A 17677-nucleotide genomic window follows, 5' to 3' on the forward strand; every position below is an offset into this window, starting at 1 on the left:
TCAACGTTCCTTCCCGAAGAAAAACTCCTGCGCGTTGTTGTAGAGGTAGTTGTCCAGCACCTCGGGGGGCAGGTCCAGCGCACGGGCTTCGGGTATCACCCGGCTCATGCGCAGCACCGGCCAGTCCGACGCGTAGATCACCTTGTTGGGGCCGCGTGTCCGCATGTAATGCAGCAGGCTTTCCGGCAGCCGCTTGGGCGACCACGCCGACGTCATCAGGCGCAGGTTGGCGTACTTGAGCAGCAACCGGATCGCGACGTCCCACCATGGGTCGGCGCCGTGGATCATGCACAGCTTGAGCTCGGGAAACCGCACGCACACCCGGTCCAGGTGCATGGGGTGCTGCACCTCTCCGGGAATCGGCGGGCCCGGGATGCCGGTGTTGACGCACAGCGGCAGGTCCAGTTCGGCGCATTTGGCGTAGAGCGGATAGTAGACGGCGTCGCTGGGCGGGTACTGCCCGTCGCCCCAAAAGCTGGGTCCCACAACCGCATACGCCACCGGTAGGTCGCTCACGAGGGCGGTCAATTCGCGCAGCGACCGGACGGGGCGAAGCAGGTTGACCCCGCCCATCGCCAGGGCGAACCGGTCCGGCTTGGCTTCGATGAACTTGCGCGCGGTGGTCGACGGGCTCGACATCGAGTCCATCAGGATCGCCCGCTGCACACCCTGGGAGTCCATCTCGTCGAGCAACTCGGACAGGTCGACCGGCGCGAACATCGATTCCGGGCCCTTGAAGTAGTCGTCCCGAACCTTGAGCATCCAGGTGGGCTGGGAGTCGGTCTCACCGAAGTGCACGTTGACGAGGCAGTCAATCGCTTTGGTGATCATGACACCTTCTCTTCGGCTTGTTCCCGCGCCCAACGGTAATTGGGTTTTCCGTTGCCCAGGCGCTGGACCTGCTCGACGAAGATAAACGCCTTGGGCGCCTTGAAATGTGCCAGCTGCGAGGTGCAGAAGGTGTAGAGTTCGGCGGCGGCGAGGTCGGTGCCCGGGTGTGGCGCGACGAGCGCGACGACTTCCTGGCCCCACCGCTCGCTGGGCCGCCCCACGACCAGGGCGTCGGTGATGCCCGGATGCGCCCGCAGCACTTCCTCGACCTCTTCGACGAAGACCTTCTCGCCGCCGGTATTGATCACCAGCGAGTCACGGCCGAATAGGCGTATGGTGCCGTCCTTTTCTATGGACGCCCGGTCACCCGGGATCACCACCCGCCGGCCATCGATCTGGGGAAAGGTGCGCCGGGTGGCCTCGGCGTCGTTGAAGTACCCCAGCGGAATCCGGCCCGTCCGCGCGGCCCACCCGACCTCTTGGTCACCGGGCCGCAGGAACCGGGTTCGGTCGGAGGAGACGACGGTGGCGCCCTCCCGGGGTTCGAAGGTTTCGCTCGCGGTGCCGTCGCGGCTGTGCCCGAAGGCCATGTTGCCGCTTTCCGAGGATCCGTAACCTTCGATGATGGTGATGTGGGGCAGGCATTCCATCAGTGCCCGTTTGTATTTCGCGTTGGTGGCGGCCCCGCCGGTGCCGATGGCGTTCAGCGAGGACAAGTCGTAGCGATGGGCGCGCAATCCGGCGATCAGCGGCCCGGCGTACGCGTCGCCGACCATCGTCATCATGCCTACCTTTTCGCGCTCGGCGGTTTCCCACACCGACCGGACGTCGAGCTTGTTGCGGTCGTCATAGAGCACAACCGTGAGGCCCGCGCAAAGCGCGGCGAACGCGGTCCACATGCCGGCCGCGTGCATCAGCGGTGAAACCGCGAACCATGGCGGGCCGCCGCCGCGCACCTTGTCGTGAATCTCGGTGACGCTCGCGTGGTCGGCCCCCACCATCGACGACACGTACATGTCGCTCTGGCGCCACAGGACCCCCTTGGGGCGGCCGGTCGTTCCGCCGGTACACATCATGATCAGGTCGTCGGGCGACCCCGCCGGGCGAAAGTCCGTACCGCCGGCGGCCAGGGCGTCGTCGAGCGACACGGCGCCCGGCAATTCCGGAGCTCCGCTTCCGTCATCGATTGACACCAGCAGCTCCGTGCCGTCCGGGGGCAGCACGTCGGCGAAGCGCGCACCGAGCGAACGGTGATAGATGATTCCCCGGGGCCGGACATAGGCGAGCAGGTCGGCGATTTCGCGCGGCGAGTAATGGTGGTTCACGTTGACCGGGACGGTGCGCGCCTTGAGGCATCCGATCACCATGTCGGGGTACAGGTCGTTGTACATGATGAGCGCGACCCGGTCCTGACCGCATTCCCACGGCTTGAGCGTCTCGCGCTCGGCGTGGGCCCCGAACCCCTTGCCGCTGAGGTAGTTCGCCAGCTCGTCGGTGCGCCGGGCAGATTCGGCAAACGTGCTTCGGCGGTCTCCGCAGACGGTCATCAGGCGATCGGGGATGACGTCGGCGATGGCGTCAAGAACCGCGCCTACGGTCCATTCGCTCACTAGCTTAACCAGCCTCGAATAATCAAGCAGCCGACCTCACTTGGACACCGAGGAGGTCTAGAGCGTTGTCACGCATGATCTTTCGGACATCGGGGTCACCGAATCCCGTGAGCTCTTCGGCGAACGACAGCGGCGATTCGAGGCCCTCACCGTGCGGCCAGTCGGAACCGAACAAAATCTTGTCGACGCCGATAACCTTGGCCAGCTCCGTCAGGTCGTCCTCGTAGTACGGCGCGATCCACACGTTGTTGCGCAACTGCTCCACCGGATCCTCTGGGAAATTGCGCGGGTAACTGTTGGCCGCCTTCTTCAGGCGCTTGACCAGCCGGTGCACGAAGTAGGACCCGTTCTCGATGCTGACCGCCCGGAGCTTGGGGTGCCGGGTGAATACGCCGTGCACGATCATCGACGCCATCGTGTCGTGGATGGCGCGGTCGTCGAGAAGCACGGTATCCAGTGGATCCTTTTCGCCGAACCCCTCGAAGGTCGCCTTGCCTCCCCACTGCGCCGCGATGTGCAGATATCCGCTGTCGCTGAGGTGGAAGCCAACCGGTACGCCCGCGTCGGCCAGCCGGGCCCACACCGGGTCATGACTGCGATCGCCCAGCGATCTCGGCTTCACGACACCGGGCACCGGCGCCGGCCGCACCAGGACAAGCTTGGCGCCACGCGCCAACACGAACTCGACCTCTTCGAGAGCCTTGGCCGGATCGGCCAGCGAGATGATCGGCGCCGCGACGATCCGGTGGTCGGGCCGGTCGAAGCCCCAATCCTCGTCGAGCCAGAGGTTGAACGCGTGCACCGACGCCATCGTCGCCTCGATGTCGTGCTTGAGCGCCTCCTCGACCCCGCACCCAAACGTCGGCAGCATGAACACCGTTTCTATGTCCTGGGTGTCCATCACCGCGATCCGCGCATCGCGGTTCTGGTACTCCGGGTGTTCGGCGAGCCGCTCGACCTTCATCAGCGATGCCGGGTCGACGCCCTCGGGAATCTCACCGCGGAACAACAGGTCCAGGCAGCCCGGCACGATGATCGGATCGAAGGTGGGATTGGGAACGAAATTGTTGACCCGGCCGCCAATTACGGCCAACGTGCGCTTGCCTTGAGTGACCATCTGCACGCCGCGGGCCTTGAACGCCTTGTCCAGGTGACGGGTGAAGGCGTCCAGCGGCTCGTAATAGTGATTGTCGACGTCGATCGCCTGGTAATCCAAGTTGGCCATGATCATCCTTTCCCGGTACCACCGGCAAGATTCAAGCGTCGGTTGAACTGAGCGACGGGAACTGCGGCGGCCGCTTCTCGAGGAAGCTCGTGATCCCTTCGATAACGTCCGGGCGCGGCATCGCCTCGTGCAGCAGGACCTCGGCGCGCGACGTGGCGTCTACGACATCGCGGGTGGCGTCGCCGTATACCTGCCGTTTGATCACCGCTATCGAAGCCGGTGAGCAGTTGCGCGCGATGTCCTCCGCGTAGTCCAGGGCCCGGCGCAGCAGATTTTCGGGGGCGACGACTTCTTTGACGAGGCCCAGCTCGGCCGCCTCCTCGGCGAGGAAGGTGCGCCCGCTCAACAACAGGTCGAGGGCGACACCCCAACTGGTCAGCCGCGGAAGTATCCAGGAGATGCCGAATTCGGCGATCAGCCCGCGGCGCGCGAACACCGCGGCGAACTTGGCGCCCGCGGCCGCGAACCGGACGTCGCACATGAGCGCCTGGGTCAGGCCGATGCCGACGCAGGCTCCGTTGATGGCCGCGACGACGGGCTTGCGCAGCATGGTCACGAAATGGGGTGGCCGCTCGCCGACCAACTCGGCCAGGTCGGTCTGACCCGCCTTCTCCATCTTTTCGCCGTAGCTGGGCGCCGAACTCGGCGCGCCCAGATACGCACCGGCGCAGAACCCCTTGCCACGGCCGGTCACCACGATCGCCCGGACGTCCGGATCCTGTTCGGCTCGGTCGATCCCGGCATAGAAGCCGGCGGCGATGTCGGGGCCCCACGCGTTCAGCCGATCCGGGCGGTTGAAGGTCAGGATCGCGACGCCGCTCGCCGTGGCCTCGTAGAGCACCGCTTCTTCGGAAGCACCGTCGCTGCCGGACATCTGCCGCGGCACCTCCTCACGCTTGCCTACCGGATCCCCACCGACTTTGTACGCATACTGTATACCTATCGGTAGCGCATTCCACAACTGCCTCCGCGGCCGACCGCAACCCGACCCAGCAGCGGTTTTCCGGCCACTGAACCGTCATCCGGCCGATGGCCGAAGGTGCTTGGCGATCTTGGCTTTCCGGTCACCGGCCGTCGCCTACCGGGACGCCCGTCGCCCGGTTATGAGCTTGACGATCGCCAGCAAGATCACCGCGCCGAGCAGGCACGTGAGAAACGAGAAGATCAGACCTCCGCCGGCCACGTTCACGCCGAAGCCGCGGAGCAGAAACCCGCCGATCAAACCGCCCACGATGCCGACCACGATATTGAGAACCAGTCCCATCTGGGCGTCGGTACTCATGATCTTGCTGCCGACCCAACCGGCCAGGCCACCGATGACTATCCAGCCGATCACACCCAGAGTGAGCATTCCCCCAATCCTTTCGATAGATGAGTAGCAATCACCTTATGCCCGACGCCGGCGTTTGAAATGGCGATCCGGCGGGTTACCGACGACTCGTGAAGGCAATGTTGAGAGCGCTTGTTCATCGCCTCCGCCAGGCCCGCGCGGCGGCGCTGCGGGCCCAGCTGGCGTTCACGGGCGCTCAAATCCTGTTCTGGGTGGCCCTGATCGGTGCCCCCGCCGGTCTCGCGCTGCGGGCCCGACGACGCCGAATGCGGCGCGAACTCCCGAAGCCGGGTGACGCACCGCCGATGGTCAACTGAGGGCTGTGGCGCGCCCCACGCTGCGAGCAGGTTTGCGTCGAGGGGGTAACCGGGAAGCCCACAGCTAAGCCAATCCGTCAACGGGAGGGAAATGCAGTGGTTGACATCAAGAGCGGTCCCATCGAGCTGGTCCGGGGCATCGTCGAGGACGTCTTCGGTAAGGCCAAGGAATTCATCGGCACCATCCTGGGCCGGGATGACCTGATCAACGAGGGCGAAGCACAGCAGGACAAGGCCGAGGCGCAGCGCAACGCGGGCAAGAAGGAAGCCGCGGCCGAGAAGGCCCGCGCGAAGGCCAAGGCTGCCGAGGCGCGAGAGCGCGCCGAGCAGGAGTAAACAGCGCGCCGATGGAGCGGGCCCGGTTACCGACCGGGCCCGCTTCGCGTTGTAATCGGTTGTGCCGTAACGGTGCGGTCGCTACGCCGCGATGAGCCCGAGCCGCCGGTAGGCGCTCAGGATCTGGGTCTTTGCCTCGTCCGGTAACACCGCCTGCGGGGGGCGGGAGTGCGGATAGTCGCCTATCGGCAGCCCCAGCAGCGAGGCGGCGTACTTGAACGCACCGCCCCAGTGGGTGAAGTAATCCGACCGGGCCGGGTAGCACGTCCACCACGATCCGACGTCGAGGTCGAATTGGTCCATCCCGGACTCTCGCCCGTAGTCCATCGCCTCGAGGAGCTTGTCGCTGTACACCAGATCCCAGTACTCGGAAAACAATCGGCGCTGCGGGGTCTCGAAGAGGTAACCGGCGGTGCCCAATTGCGCCGGGCAGACGATGCCGGCCCGCAGCCAGCCGGCGCGGTACACGGTCCTGTCGCACTCCCAGACCGCCAGGCCGGGCGCCAACTCGTGTAGCCGCCGGCTCGCCTCCGGCCGGAACGCGCCCTCCTTGGTCGCGCAGACGGCGGGCACCTCGTCGTAAATCCGCGCGCTCTCGGCCGGCGTCAGCACGTAGCCGGAGGACGGGGAGTTGAACATGCCCAACGCGATATTGGTGCGCGCGGCAACGTACTTGAAGAACCTCAGTACGCCCTCGCCGCCGTGCGCCTCCATCATCGGCGTTTGGATGTAGGCGATGTCGGCGCCCACGTCTTGGGCGTGCCGTGTCAGTTCCAGACAGTCCTTCGCCGATGTCGCCGCGGTGCAGGCCTGCACGACGACGTGGGGATTCAGGCCGCGCGCCTCCTCGATCGCAACCTCCAACAACCGCTTGCGCTCGTCGATGGTCAGTGACCAGAACTCGGCGATCCCGCTGGTGCACCACAACATCGGGTGGCCCAGGTCGCCGACGCAGTAGCGGACCAACGTCCGGTAGGCGTCCCAGTCGATGTCATCACCGTCGTTGCCGCAGAACGGCGTGTAGAGGGAGTCTCCGATTCCCCGCAGAGCCCCACGCGCCCAGGTGCGCGCCTCACTCGCCGTCGCCACAATCGACTCCTTCTGTCGGCCAAACGATTTCGGGTCAGGTGAAGTCCGAACCACCGTCGACGTTGATGTTCGCTCCGGTCATGTACGAGTTGCGCCGCGACGCCAGGAACGCGGCCACCGGGCCGATCTCTTCGGGCAGCCCGGCGCGAGGCATCTGCGCAGGATGCCCGAAATGCTTGGCGATGGCGTCCATCAGCGCATAGGGGTCGTTGCCGTCGACGCCGACTGACTTCGCCCAGCCGACCAACGACTCGGAGGCGATGCTGCCCGGCGATACCACGTTGACCAGAATCTCGTCCTTGGCCAACAGCAGCGAGAGGTTCTTCGAGACGCTGGTCAGCATCGACTTGGCCGCCGTGTAGGCGGGCAGCATCACGCTTTGCCGCTGGGTCGAGTGCGCCGAGAAGTTGACGATCCGCGCCCATTGAGCCTTGCGCAGCAGCGGCAGTGCCGAGCGCACGCAGCGCACCATGCCCATGACCCCCTCTTCGACGGCTTGGTGCCACTGGTCGTCGCTCAGCGACTCGAAACTGCCTGCCGCGCCGGGCCCGACGGTGTTGATCAGCACGTTGAGTTCGCCGCCCCATCGCTCGGCGAGCTCGGCGAACACCTTGTCGACCGCGCCGGCGTCGCCGATGTCGGCGACCAGCCCGAGCGCATCCGGACTTCCCCGGCCGGTCAAATCCGCCACCGCGGAATCGAGCGCGTCACGGCTGCGACCGATCACCGCGACCCGAGCGCCGTCGTCGGCGAGGCAGTGGGCCGTGGCCAGACCCATGCCGCGACTCCCACCGACCACCACCGCGGTCGCATTCGCCAGCCCTAGATCCATGTGTCCAGCCGTTTTACCAAAAAGCCTACGATAGGTATTACAGTAGCAGACGGAAAACTCGACGACACGCCCGCGTATGCGCAGGTCAGAGAGGAACCACCGGTAGATTCCAGTCTACCGGTGGCACGGCTAGATCGTGATGGAGGTGCCCGGAGTGGCAAAGCAGGCAACCGCTGATAAGCGTCAACGACGCGAGCGCGGGTCCATCAATCCCGACGACATCATCAGCGGCGCATTCGAACTCGCGGAGCAGGTGTCGATAGACAACCTGAGCATGCCGCTGCTGGGCAAACATCTTGGCGTGGGCGTCACCAGCATCTACTGGTATTTTCGCAAGAAGGACGACCTGCTCAACGCGATGACCGACCGGGCCCTGGGCAAGTACGTCTTCGCCACCCCCTATGTCGAGGCCAGCGACTGGCGCGACACGCTGCGCAACCACGCCCGCCTGATGCGTAAAACGTTCATGGGCAACCCAATTCTGTGCGACCTGATCCTGATTCGCGCTGCCCTGAGCCCGAAGGCGGCGCGGGTGGGCGCCCAGGAGATGGAGCGCGCGATCGCCAACCTGGTGGAGGCCGGCCTGTCGCCCGAGGACGCTTTCGACACCTACTCCGCGGTCTCACTACACGTCCGCGGTTCGGTTGTGCTGCAACGACTCTACGAGAAAAACCAGACGCCGGACAGCGGACCGCGCGCCATCGAAGACGCGGTGGCGATCGATCCGGCCACCACCCCACTGATCGCCCAGGTGACCGGGCAGGGACACCGCATCGGGGCTCCCGACGAAGCGAACTTCGAGTTCGGCCTGGACTGCATCCTCGACCACGCGGCCGGCCTGATCGAAAAGGGCGGCAAAGGCGGCAAGCCCGCGCCGTCCCGCCAGCGCAAGGCGACCAAGTCTCCCGCACAACGGGCACGGACCAAGGCGGCCGCCACGCGGTAGGCGGAGGGCTTCCTTCGCGCCGAGCGTGGAGCCACGGCGAAATTCCTGATCGTTTTGCGCCGTGGCTTCACGCTCGGTGTGTACAGGCCGTCAAGCCTCCGGCTCCGGCACGTGGAAATGCTCGTCACGTAGCCGGAAGGCTTCCTTCGCGCCGTGCTGCGCACGCGTTTTGACGAAGTTGAACTCGCCCGGCGCGAATTGCAGATTGGTGCCGTAGGCGTGAAACAGGTAGCTCGCGACTTCCTCGCCCTGGTACGCCTGGCTCTGCTCGACGAGACGGAACGCTTCCTTGGCAATGACGACTCCGTCGGCGGGCATCTTCGCCGCCTTCTCCGCCCAGTAACGAGCCCGCGCCGTAACCGCGCCGGGATCGCATGTGTCGGTGAAGATCCCGAGGTGCTCGAGCTCCCCCGCCTCGATGATGTCACCGGTCAACAGCAGCCGGCGGGCCAGCACGGGGCCCAGCCGGTGAAAGAACATGTGCAGGCTGCCGAGGGCCGGGCCGAGAAAGCGGGTGGCCGGCATGCCGATCTTCGTGTCGCGCGCAATGACGGAGATGTCGGTCATCAACGCCATCTCGAACCCGCCGCCGAGTGCATAGCCGGCTATCTCTCCCACCGTCACCTTCGGGAAGCCCATGAAGTTGTGGTAGAAGCCAAAGGACTTGCGGTCCACGGTGAGTCGCCGGCGCTGACTGGGACGACGCTTGGCCGCCGCGTCATCGGACTCCTTGGCCTTGTCGCCGTACCAGCCGTACGCGTTGTTCATGTCGGCCCCGGTGGAAAAGACGCCTTCGGCCCCCCGCAACAGCACCACCGTGAGGTCGTCGTCGTCGGCCACCCGGTCCAGGCAGCGGGCGATGGCCTCGCGCATCGTGGCGTCATAGGAGTTGCGCTGCTTGGGGTTGTTCAGCGTGATGGTCGCGATGCGCCGCTCGGGGTCGACGTCGAAGAGCACGCGATCATCCGAAGCGCTGGATGCGCTCATCTGTCGGACTCCTTTCGCCGCCTGCCGAATTTGAATCCGGTTAGGTCTTCCGGCCGCGACGCCAGCGTGGTGACCTCGCCCTTACACAGGACTTCGTCGTCGAGCCGTAGCCGCGCCGTCGATGCGATGCCCCGTTCGACCTCGTTGCGAACGATGTCGAAACGCAGGTCGGTCAGCACCGGCGTCGGCCGGCGGAAGGTGACAAGAAGGGATCGAGTCTTGCCGGAAAGCCCGGTGACGCAATTGTGGTGCTGGATCACGCTGTCGAAGAAGACGCCGAGAAAGCCGCCGTGCACCAGTCCCGGCGGCCCCTCGTACACCAGCGGGAAGCACACCGAGCCGCCCGCCCTCTCGGCGTCGAGCTGATCGAACCTGTACTCGGGAAAGCAGGGGTTGTAGGCACCGATATCGGTGGCATGGTTGAGGTAGACGCGCCGGGGGTCGTCGGCGATTTCGCCGATTCGCGGCGCGTTGTCGGTCGGGGCCGCAGTGGCCAACTCGCCCTCCCACTCGGCGAACTTCGCGAGCATCGCATCCACGGTCGGGTGAGGGTGCTCGAGGGACAACAGCAGCGAGCTGAGGCGCCGCATCGCGCCGGCCGCCGCGACCGTCTGCGCGAGCGGCGCCTCGCCGAATTTGGCGTCTGGGGTGCGGGGCGAAGCGGTTGCGCCCTCGGCCATGCTTGCCTTTTCCACGGGTTTCGGCCCCGGTCTGTTCCGTCGGTTGGGTTTCCTTGCTAACTTATACCTCGTATCAATCGTATTGCCTACTGTATGGGTAACCGTATCGGCGAGGAAAGGCCGGGTAGAAGGTGAGTCACGGGGCCGGCGCGGCTGAGGCCGATGGGTCGGTCACCGCGTGCCGAGATGGTGCGGTCCTACGGCTCACGCTGAATCGCCCGGCTCGACGTAACGCCTTGACCCACTTGATGATCGGTGAATTCGTCGCCGCCCTGACCGATGCCGCCGCCGACGATTCGCTGCGCGCGATCCACATCCGCGGCGCGGGAGACGACTTCTGCGCGGGCGCCGACTGGGTGGCCGCCAATGATCCCGCCGGGCAACGTCCCCGCGCGGGCGATCTGGTGCGGCGGATCCCCCACGCCGCGCACCGAGTGATCGAACTCGTCGCAAACGTTCAGCTGCCAGTGGTCTGCAGCGTGCGGGGATGGGCGGTGGGGTTCGGCTGCAATCTCGCGCTGGCCGCCGACTTCACCGTCGCGGCCGCCGACGCGGTGTTCTGGGAACCGTTCGTGGACCGTGGCTTCAGCCCCGACTCGGGCTCCACCTGGCTGCTGCCCCGGCTGGTCGGGCTGGCGCGGGCCCGGCGGATGCTGCTGATGGGCGAAAAGGTGACCGCGACCGACGCGGCCGACTGGGGACTGATCGACCAGGCGGTGAGCGGGCCCGAACTCGACGACACCGCCGAGAACCTGCTGGAGCGGCTGGCCGCCGGGCCGACGGCCGCGATCGGGCTGGCCAAGCAGGCCCTGAACTTCGGTCAGCACGCGACGCTCGGCCAATCCATGACGCAGGAACTGTTCAATCTGGAACTGTCCTGTCGGACGGGCGATTTCAAAGAAGGGCTGGAGGCGTTTCGGCAACAGCGTGCGCCGAAGTTCCAGGGCAGATGAGGGAGCGCGAATGCCTACCGACTCGTTCGACACCATCAACTACAACGTCGACGGGCACACGGCCACCATCACACTGAACCGCCCGGAGGCGCTCAACGCGCTGAGCCCGCACATGATCACCGAACTCCGCGCCGCCTACGACGAAGCCGAGAACGACGACAACGTGTGGCTGCTCGTCGTCACCGGCACCGGCCGCGCGTTCTGCACGGGCGCCGACGTCAAAGCGATTCCCGCGGACGGCAAGGTGATCTACGAGCGGCCGTACCTGTCCACCTACGACCAGTGGGAGGCCCCGCAGGAGGGCACACCGCCGTTTCGCACCATGGCCAAACCGGTGTTGACCGCCGTCAACGGGCTGTGCTGCGGCGCAGGCATGGACTGGGTCACCACGACGGACATCGTCATCGCATCCGAGCAGGCAACCTTTTTCGATCCGCACGTCAGCATCGGGCTGGTCGCCGGACGCGAATTGGTGCGGGTGTCCAGGGTGCTGCCCCGCTCGATCGCCTTGCGGATGGCCTTGATGGGCAAGCACGAGCGCATGAGCGCCCAACGCGCCTACGAGCTCGGATTGATCAGCGAAATCGTCGAGCACGACCGCCTACTGGACCGGGCCCACGAGATCGCCGACATCGTCAACTCGAACGCACCCCTGGCGGTGCGGGGAACCCGGCTGGCCATCCTCAAGGGCCTCAACGTACCGCTGCACGAGGCCGAGATACTCGCCGAGACCTTCCGCGAGCGCGTGCTGCGAACTGAGGACGCCCAGGAAGGCCCGAAAGCCTTCATGGAAAAGCGGAAACCGAATTGGCAATGCCGATGAGCTTCGAAACCATTCTGCTCGAGGTCGACGAGGACGACCATGTCGCCACCATCACCTTGAACCGGCCCGACCAGCTAAACGCGTTCAACCGCACCATGTGCGAGGAGATGGCCCGGGCCTGGCGGATGGTCAAACTTGACGAATCGGTGCACGCCGTGGTGCTGCGGGCGGCCGGCAAGCGGGCGTTCAGCACCGGCCTGGACATCAAGACGCCGTACGGCCAGCCGGAAAACGTGTGGAACCACGAGGATCCGGGCGAGGCGCTCAGCCCCAAGTGGCAGAAGATGTGGAAGCCGGTGGTGTGCGCCGTTCAGGGCATGTGCACCGCGGGCGCGTTCTATTTCATCAACGAGTCCGACGTCGTCATCTGCTCCGACGACGCAACGTTTTTCGATTCCCATGTGTCAGCGGGCCTGGTGTGCGCGCTGGAACCGATCGGCCTGATGCGGCGCATCGGCCTGGGCGAGACCCTGCGCATGGCGCTGATGGGCAACGACGAGCGGGTCGGGGCCGACACCGCCCTGCGCATCGGATTGGTTTCGGAGGTGGTATCCGCCGACACGCTGTGGGAGCGTGCCCATGAGATCGCCGCGATCATCGCCGCCAAGCCGCCGTCGGCGACCCAGGGCACGGTGAAGGCGATCTGGGAGTCGCTGGACCGGCCCTACCGCGCGGCAATGGAGCAGGGGCTCATCTATACGCGGCTGGGCAACCCACTCGGCACCGCGGAATTGGCCGCCCGGCAAGGTGGGGTCGCCGCGCGCGAACCGAAGACCCGTTGATGCACCTGCTCAGCCGGCGCATCGCCGACGTGCTCGATCTGCAGCCCGACTCGCACGCGATCGAGTTTGGGGGCCAATGGATCTCGTGGGGCGACGTCGGCGACACAGCGCGACGCGTCGCACCCCTGACCGCCGGCCGCGCGGGTGTCGGCATGCTGCTGCGCAACCGACCCGGTCACGTCGCGGCCTTCCTTGGGGTGCTGCTGGGCGGCGGAACCGTGGTCACCATCAACCCGGCCCGCGGCGACGAGCGCACCCGCGCCGACATCGCCGCGCTGCGGCTGCCACTGATCATCGGCGAACCCGACGACCTGGCCACGCTGGTCCCGCCGGGGACCGCGACGGCGGCGATCACGGGTGCGTCCGTCGAGGCACGCGGGCGGGCGTGTGACAGGTCCGCAGGGCGACCCGGCGTGGCGGTGCGGATGCTGACGAGCGGAACGACGGGGCCGCCCAAGCGAATCGACCTCAGCTACGACATGTTGGCGCGCAGCGTGATCGGCACCGACCCGGAGGGCGCCCCGGCGCCAACGGAGCTGCGACGCGGCGTCGCGATCGTCAACTCGCCGCTGGTGCACATCGGCGGTGTGTTCCGGGTGCTGCAGTGCGTCGCGGAGGCCAGACCCTTTGTGCTGCTGGAACGCTTCGAGCTGCAGGCATGGGCCGAGGCGGTGCGCAACCACCGGCCGCGCACGGTTTCGCTGGTGCCGGCCGCGCTGCGGACCGTGCTGCACTCGGACCTGACGCGGGCCGATCTGGCGAGCATCCGAGCCGTCACGTGCGGCACCGCCCCGCTGTCGGCCGACGACGCGGACGCCTTCACCGAAAAATACGGCATACCAGTCCTGACATCTTATGCCGCAACGGAATTCGGCGGCGGCGTCGCAGGCTGGACCCTTGCCGACTACGAAAAGCACTGGCACGCCAAGCGCGGCAGCGTCGGCCGGGCCAACCCGGGCGCGCAGCTACGCGTCGTCGACGACGAGGGCGCGACGCTCGGGCCGGGCCAGGTCGGCCTGCTAGAGGTCAAGCCCGGACAACTCGGCCCATCGGCGAAGTGGATGCGAACCACAGATCTGGCCCGCATCGACGCGGACGGCTTCGTCTGGATCGTCGGGCGGGCCGACCAGGCGATCATCCGCGGCGGGTTCAAGGTGATGCCCGAGGAGGTGCGCGTCGCGCTGGAAGGCCATCCGGCGGTGGCCGGCGCCGCCGTGGTGGCACGAGCCGACGAACGCCTCGGGGAGACGCCGGTCGCGATGGTGCAACTGCGCCGGTCCGCCGCCGCCGACGCCGACACGCTGGTGGAATACCTGCGAACGCGGTTGGCACGCTACGAAATCCCCACCGAGATCGCGATCGTCGACGCGATCCCGCGGACCCCATCGGGCAAGCCCGATCTCGGCGCGATCAGGCTCTTCTTCGGCGACTCTCACCGCGACCATGCCCGGTGACTCCCCCACCGTCGCCGAAATCCTGCGGCGCCAGGCCCGCTCCCGCGCGGAGCACCCGCTTCTCGTCTGCGATGGCGACCGCATCAGCTATGGCGAGGCCGAGCGGAGATCGGCGGAACTTGCCCGCGGGCTGATCGCGTACGGGGCGGGCAAGGGCACCCACGTTGGGCTGCTCTACCCGAACGGCACGGACTTCGTGGTCGGCATGCTCGCGGCCGCGCGAATCGGCGCGGTGGTGATCCCGTTCTCCACCTTCGCCACCGCTCGCGAGCTGCGCGAACAGCTGGTCGACAGCGACTCCGAAATCCTGTTTGCCGCCAGCTCTTTTCGTTCGCACGACTACATGCGGCGGCTGGCCGAGGTGCTGTCGCGCGCCGGACTCGAAACCGATGAGCTGCTGTTCGCCACCGCCGCGCCGCAATTGCGTCGTGTAGTCGTCCATTCCGGCGGGGTGTACCGGATCGCGCGGACCGTGGCACCCGCGCTGCTCGAGGCGATGGAGGACGACGTCGACGACTGCGATCCGCTGGCCATCGTCTATACGTCGGGCTCCACCAGCGCCCCGAAGGGGGTGGTGCACACGCACGCCGGCCTGCTCACCCATCAACGAAACCTCAACGAAATCCGCGGCCTGACGGCGGCGGACCGGCTGTTCTGCAACTCGCCGTTCTTCTGGATCGGCGGATTCGCGTTCGGCCTACTGGCCACCTTGGTTGCCGGGGCGACCCTGGTGTGCTCGAACGCCACCGCCGCGGGCGCGACCCTCGACTTGCTGGAGGCCGAAAGGCCGACCGTCACAAATGGTTTCGTCGCCGGGATCGCGCACCTCGCGGATCACCCGAGCTTTTCCGGACGCGACCTGTCGTCGATGCGCCGGGGCAACCTGTACCCCATCATGGCGGCCGACGCCCGACCCGTCGACCCGGAATTGCGGCACAACATGCTGGGGCTCACCGAGGCCGGCAGCGTCCTGCTGATCAGCGGCGACGAATCCGACCAACCCGAACACCGGCGCGGATCCTTCGGCAAGCCGGCGCCCGGATTCGACACCAAGATCGTCGACCCGGACGCCTCGGGAATCGGGGAGCTGTGCATCCGCGGGCCCTACGTGATGCAGGGCTATTACAAACGCGGCCGCGAGGAGTGCTTCGATGCCGATGGCTGGTTCCACACGGGCGATTTGGTGCGCGTCGATGCCGACGGATTCTTTTATTTCGCCGGTCGGCTCAGCGCGATGATCAAAACGGCGGGGGCCAACGTCTCGGCGGCCGAGGTCGAGAAGGCCATCACCAAGGTCACCGGCGCCGAGGCGCACGTCGTGGGGATACCCGACCCGCAACGGGGCGAGCTGGTTGCCGCCGTCGTCGCCCAGCCGGGCCTCGACGAAGCCGCGCTGCGCGAGGGGCTCAGGGCCGAGTTGTCGGCGTACAAGATCCCGAAACGGTTCATCGCCGTGCCGAGCACCGAGATTCCGCAGCTGTCCAGCGGGAAAGTCGACACCCAGCGGTTGCGGAAGCTGTTCGATGCCTGACCGCACCGTCGACCAACTCGTGCGGTCCCGCGCCGCGCGAGACGGCCCCAAGCCGGCAGTGATCGACCCGGCCGCGCGACTGAGCTACCGCGAACTCGACGCCACCACAGGCGATCTGGCCGCGGTATTCGTCGACGCCGGCGTCGGCAAGGGCACCCGCGTCGGGCTGATCATGCCCAACGGCGCCCGCTGGGTACAGGTGGCGATCGCCCTAACCCGCATCGGCGCCGTGCTGGTTCCGCTCAGCACCCTGCTACAGCCCGGCGAACTGGTCGCGCAATTGCGGGCCGCGTCCGTTCAATTCCTGGTGGGCGTGGACGAGTTCCGTGGCCACCGGTACCTGGAGGACCTGGAGGCGGTGCCGCGGCTGGAACTTCCCGCCCTGCGCCAGATTTGGTCGGCCCGCCGGTTTAGCGACACCGCTCCGAGCGAACCGGCCCGCCGCATCGTGGACGCCATGACCGAGACCGTCACCGCGGCAGACCCGATGGTCATTCTGTTCACCTCGGGCAGCAGCGGAACACCCAAGGGGGTCATCCACTCCCACGGCAACGCGCTGGCCGCTGTGCGGTCGGGCCTCGCGGCCCGCTGCATCACGCCGGACACCCGCCTGTATATCCCGATGCCGTTCTTCTGGGTGGGCGGGTTCGGCAGTGGAATCCTGTCCACGCTGCTGGCCGGCGCGACCCTGGTGACCGAGGAAATACCGCGGCCCGAAACCACCCTGCGGCTGCTGGAATCCGAACGGGTCACGCTGTTTCGCGGGTGGCCCGATCAGGCCGAGGCGCTGGCGCGGCACGCCGAGACGGTCGGTGCCGATCTGTCGGCGCTGCGCCCGGGCAGCCTGGAGGCCCTCCTGCCGCCCGAGCAGCGGGCCCAGCCGGGTGCGCGGGCCACGCTGTTCGGCATGACGGAGGCTTTCGGGCCCTATTGCGGCTACGCGGCCGACACCGACATGCCGCCTTCCGCGTGGGGTAGCTGCGGCAAGCCGTTCCCCGGCATGGAGGTCCGCATCGTCGACGCCGACAGCGGCGAGCCGCTTCTGGCGGGATCCGTTGGGCAGATCCAGATCCGGGGACCACACACCCTGCGTGGCATCTGCCGTCGCGGCCGGGAGGAGCTGTTCACCCCCGACGCCTTCTACCCCACCGGCGACCTGGGCCGGCTCGACGAGGACGGGTTCCTGTTCTACCACGGCCGGTCCGACGACATGTTCAAGGTCAGCGGCGCGACCGTCTATCCCGGGGAGGTGGAGCGGGCGCTGCGGGCGATCGACGGCGTCCAGAACGCTTACGTCACCAACGTGGCCGGCGATGCGGGAGAACGGGTCGGAGCGGCGGTGGTGTGCGCGAGGCCGCTGACCGCCGAGCAGCTGCGCAGTTCGGCCCGAAAGCTGTTGAGCGCGTTCAAGGTCCCGACGGTATGGCTGCTGCTGGAATCCGACGGTGACGTCCCGCGCGGGGGCACCGGCAAGGTCGACGTTCACCGGCTGCGGGAGTTATTGATCGAGGCGAATGCGCGCTAGGGGACCCGCGTCCAGGGCTGGCAGTTCTGCGACTCGAAGGCCTTGACCGACGTGTTGATATTCGCGAACATCGGACCGACGGACATGTTCGTCTGGAGCACGTGGTCCTTGTTCGCATCGGGGGTGCTGTAGGTGAACCACGCGCACATCGAGTCCTGGGTCGGCACGTTGTTTATCCAAACCCCCCAGGTGGACGCCGAACCGGCCGTTCGGTAAAGGCCCGGCGCGATGTCGGGCCCCACGACAAAGACTCCGTTGCCCGGGATCGGATCCATCGGGTCGGCGACGGCCGGTGCCGCGAGCGGAATCGCGGCCACACATGCGGCGATTACGGCCGCTGCGCGAAGCGTTCGGGGCATTGTTCCTCGCTCTGTGTTGTTTGCCCCCTCCGATGGCAGCCTAAGCCCAGGCGTGGGTCGGCAACAA

19 protein-coding genes are annotated in these 17677 nt (G+C 66.9%); 9 read left to right on the plus strand and 10 right to left on the minus strand.

From position 1 onward, the window contains the following. The 5 genes from AC5Y5E_RS19730 to AC5Y5E_RS19750 form a co-directional block, all read right to left on the minus strand. Complete coding sequence (locus AC5Y5E_RS19730) at nt 1-831, minus strand: amidohydrolase family protein (protein ID WP_499904376.1); 831 nt, start codon at nt 829-831, stop codon at nt 1-3. Beyond that, nucleotides 828-2441: an acyl-CoA synthetase gene (locus tag AC5Y5E_RS19735; RefSeq protein ID WP_499904377.1), complete on the minus strand. Its 1614-nt coding sequence runs from the start codon at nt 2439-2441 to the stop codon at nt 828-830. Before AC5Y5E_RS19735 ends, AC5Y5E_RS19730 begins: the two co-directional genes overlap by 4 nt. A gap of 22 nt (nt 2442-2463) precedes the next feature. Further along, nucleotides 2464-3666, minus strand: a complete 1203-nt coding sequence (locus tag AC5Y5E_RS19740; RefSeq protein WP_499904378.1) for an amidohydrolase family protein — start codon at nt 3664-3666, stop codon at nt 2464-2466. A gap of 31 nt (nt 3667-3697) precedes the next feature. Continuing rightward, entirely contained in the window at nt 3698-4540 is an 843-nt protein-coding gene (locus AC5Y5E_RS19745) for an enoyl-CoA hydratase (RefSeq protein WP_499904379.1), read from the minus strand. 204 nt (nt 4541-4744) lie between these two features. Then, nucleotides 4745-5017, minus strand: coding sequence for a GlsB/YeaQ/YmgE family stress response membrane protein (locus AC5Y5E_RS19750; RefSeq protein ID WP_499904380.1), 273 nt, complete (start codon nt 5015-5017; stop codon nt 4745-4747). A 98-nt stretch (nt 5018-5115) separates the two neighbouring features. Here AC5Y5E_RS19750 and AC5Y5E_RS19755 point away from each other — a divergent pair, with 98 nt between their 5' ends. Further along, nucleotides 5116-5313: a hypothetical protein gene (locus AC5Y5E_RS19755; protein WP_499904381.1), complete on the plus strand. Its 198-nt coding sequence runs from the start codon at nt 5116-5118 to the stop codon at nt 5311-5313. A gap of 96 nt (nt 5314-5409) precedes the next feature. Continuing rightward, nucleotides 5410-5649, plus strand: a complete 240-nt coding sequence (mbp1, locus tag AC5Y5E_RS19760; RefSeq protein ID WP_499904382.1) for a microaggregate-binding protein 1 — start codon at nt 5410-5412, stop codon at nt 5647-5649. Between the two features lie 81 nt (nt 5650-5730). Here the strand turns inward: mbp1 and AC5Y5E_RS19765 are convergent, their stop codons facing one another. Both AC5Y5E_RS19765 and AC5Y5E_RS19770 read right to left on the minus strand, forming a co-directional pair. Further along, nucleotides 5731-6738, minus strand: coding sequence for a dihydrodipicolinate synthase family protein (locus tag AC5Y5E_RS19765; protein WP_499904383.1), 1008 nt, complete (start codon nt 6736-6738; stop codon nt 5731-5733). Between the two features lie 34 nt (nt 6739-6772). Then, nucleotides 6773-7570 carry an SDR family NAD(P)-dependent oxidoreductase gene (locus AC5Y5E_RS19770; RefSeq protein WP_499904384.1) on the minus strand — a complete coding sequence of 266 codons (798 nt, stop codon included), beginning with the start codon at nt 7568-7570 and terminating at the stop codon, nt 6773-6775. Nucleotides 7571-7709: 139 nt separating this feature from the next. On the opposite strand from AC5Y5E_RS19770, the gene AC5Y5E_RS19775 reads away from it, so the two are divergent. Beyond that, on the plus strand, nt 7710-8516 hold the full coding sequence (locus AC5Y5E_RS19775; protein ID WP_499905007.1) for a TetR/AcrR family transcriptional regulator: 807 nt from the start codon (nt 7710-7712) through the stop codon (nt 8514-8516). Nucleotides 8517-8606: 90 nt separating this feature from the next. Here AC5Y5E_RS19775 and AC5Y5E_RS19780 read toward each other — a convergent pair whose 3' ends face one another. Together AC5Y5E_RS19780 and AC5Y5E_RS19785 are read right to left on the minus strand one after the other, a co-directional pair. Beyond that, complete coding sequence (locus AC5Y5E_RS19780) at nt 8607-9503, minus strand: enoyl-CoA hydratase/isomerase family protein (RefSeq protein ID WP_499904385.1); 897 nt, start codon at nt 9501-9503, stop codon at nt 8607-8609. Beyond that, the gene (locus AC5Y5E_RS19785; RefSeq protein WP_499904386.1) at nt 9500-10183 is read right to left on the minus strand and encodes a hotdog family protein; all 684 of its coding nucleotides are present in this window, start codon (nt 10181-10183) and stop codon (nt 9500-9502) included. Before AC5Y5E_RS19785 ends, AC5Y5E_RS19780 begins: the two co-directional genes overlap by 4 nt. Nucleotides 10184-10314: 131 nt before the next feature. On the opposite strand from AC5Y5E_RS19785, the gene AC5Y5E_RS19790 reads away from it, so the two are divergent. From AC5Y5E_RS19790 to AC5Y5E_RS19815, 6 genes are read left to right on the plus strand one after another with little or no spacing between them, the layout of a single operon-like run. After that, nucleotides 10315-11136 carry an enoyl-CoA hydratase/isomerase family protein gene (locus tag AC5Y5E_RS19790; protein WP_499904387.1) on the plus strand — a complete coding sequence of 274 codons (822 nt, stop codon included), beginning with the start codon at nt 10315-10317 and terminating at the stop codon, nt 11134-11136. Between the two features lie 10 nt (nt 11137-11146). Then, complete coding sequence (locus tag AC5Y5E_RS19795; RefSeq protein ID WP_499904388.1) at nt 11147-11959, plus strand: enoyl-CoA hydratase/isomerase family protein; 813 nt, start codon at nt 11147-11149, stop codon at nt 11957-11959. Next, the gene (locus AC5Y5E_RS19800; protein WP_499904389.1) at nt 11950-12741 is read left to right on the plus strand and encodes an enoyl-CoA hydratase/isomerase family protein; all 792 of its coding nucleotides are present in this window, start codon (nt 11950-11952) and stop codon (nt 12739-12741) included. The genes AC5Y5E_RS19795 and AC5Y5E_RS19800 overlap by 10 nt, the downstream gene beginning before the upstream one ends. Then, a complete protein-coding gene (locus AC5Y5E_RS19805; RefSeq protein WP_499904390.1) occupies nt 12741-14195 on the plus strand; it encodes a class I adenylate-forming enzyme family protein in 1455 nt (484 codons plus the stop codon). The genes AC5Y5E_RS19800 and AC5Y5E_RS19805 overlap by 1 nt, the downstream gene beginning before the upstream one ends. Next, on the plus strand, nt 14185-15726 hold the full coding sequence (locus AC5Y5E_RS19810; protein ID WP_499904391.1) for a class I adenylate-forming enzyme family protein: 1542 nt from the start codon (nt 14185-14187) through the stop codon (nt 15724-15726). The genes AC5Y5E_RS19805 and AC5Y5E_RS19810 overlap by 11 nt, the downstream gene beginning before the upstream one ends. Then, entirely contained in the window at nt 15719-17251 is a 1533-nt protein-coding gene (locus AC5Y5E_RS19815) for a class I adenylate-forming enzyme family protein (RefSeq protein WP_499904392.1), read from the plus strand. The genes AC5Y5E_RS19810 and AC5Y5E_RS19815 overlap by 8 nt, the downstream gene beginning before the upstream one ends. On the opposite strand, the gene AC5Y5E_RS19820 is transcribed toward AC5Y5E_RS19815, so the two are convergent. After that, nucleotides 17248-17610, minus strand: coding sequence for an Rv1352/Rv1906c domain-containing protein (locus tag AC5Y5E_RS19820; protein ID WP_499904393.1), 363 nt, complete (start codon nt 17608-17610; stop codon nt 17248-17250). The two genes, AC5Y5E_RS19815 and AC5Y5E_RS19820, sit on opposite strands and share 4 nt — an antisense overlap. Nucleotides 17611-17677 lie beyond the last annotated feature (67 nt).

The organism is Mycobacterium sp. NGS54 (genome assembly GCF_059812465.1).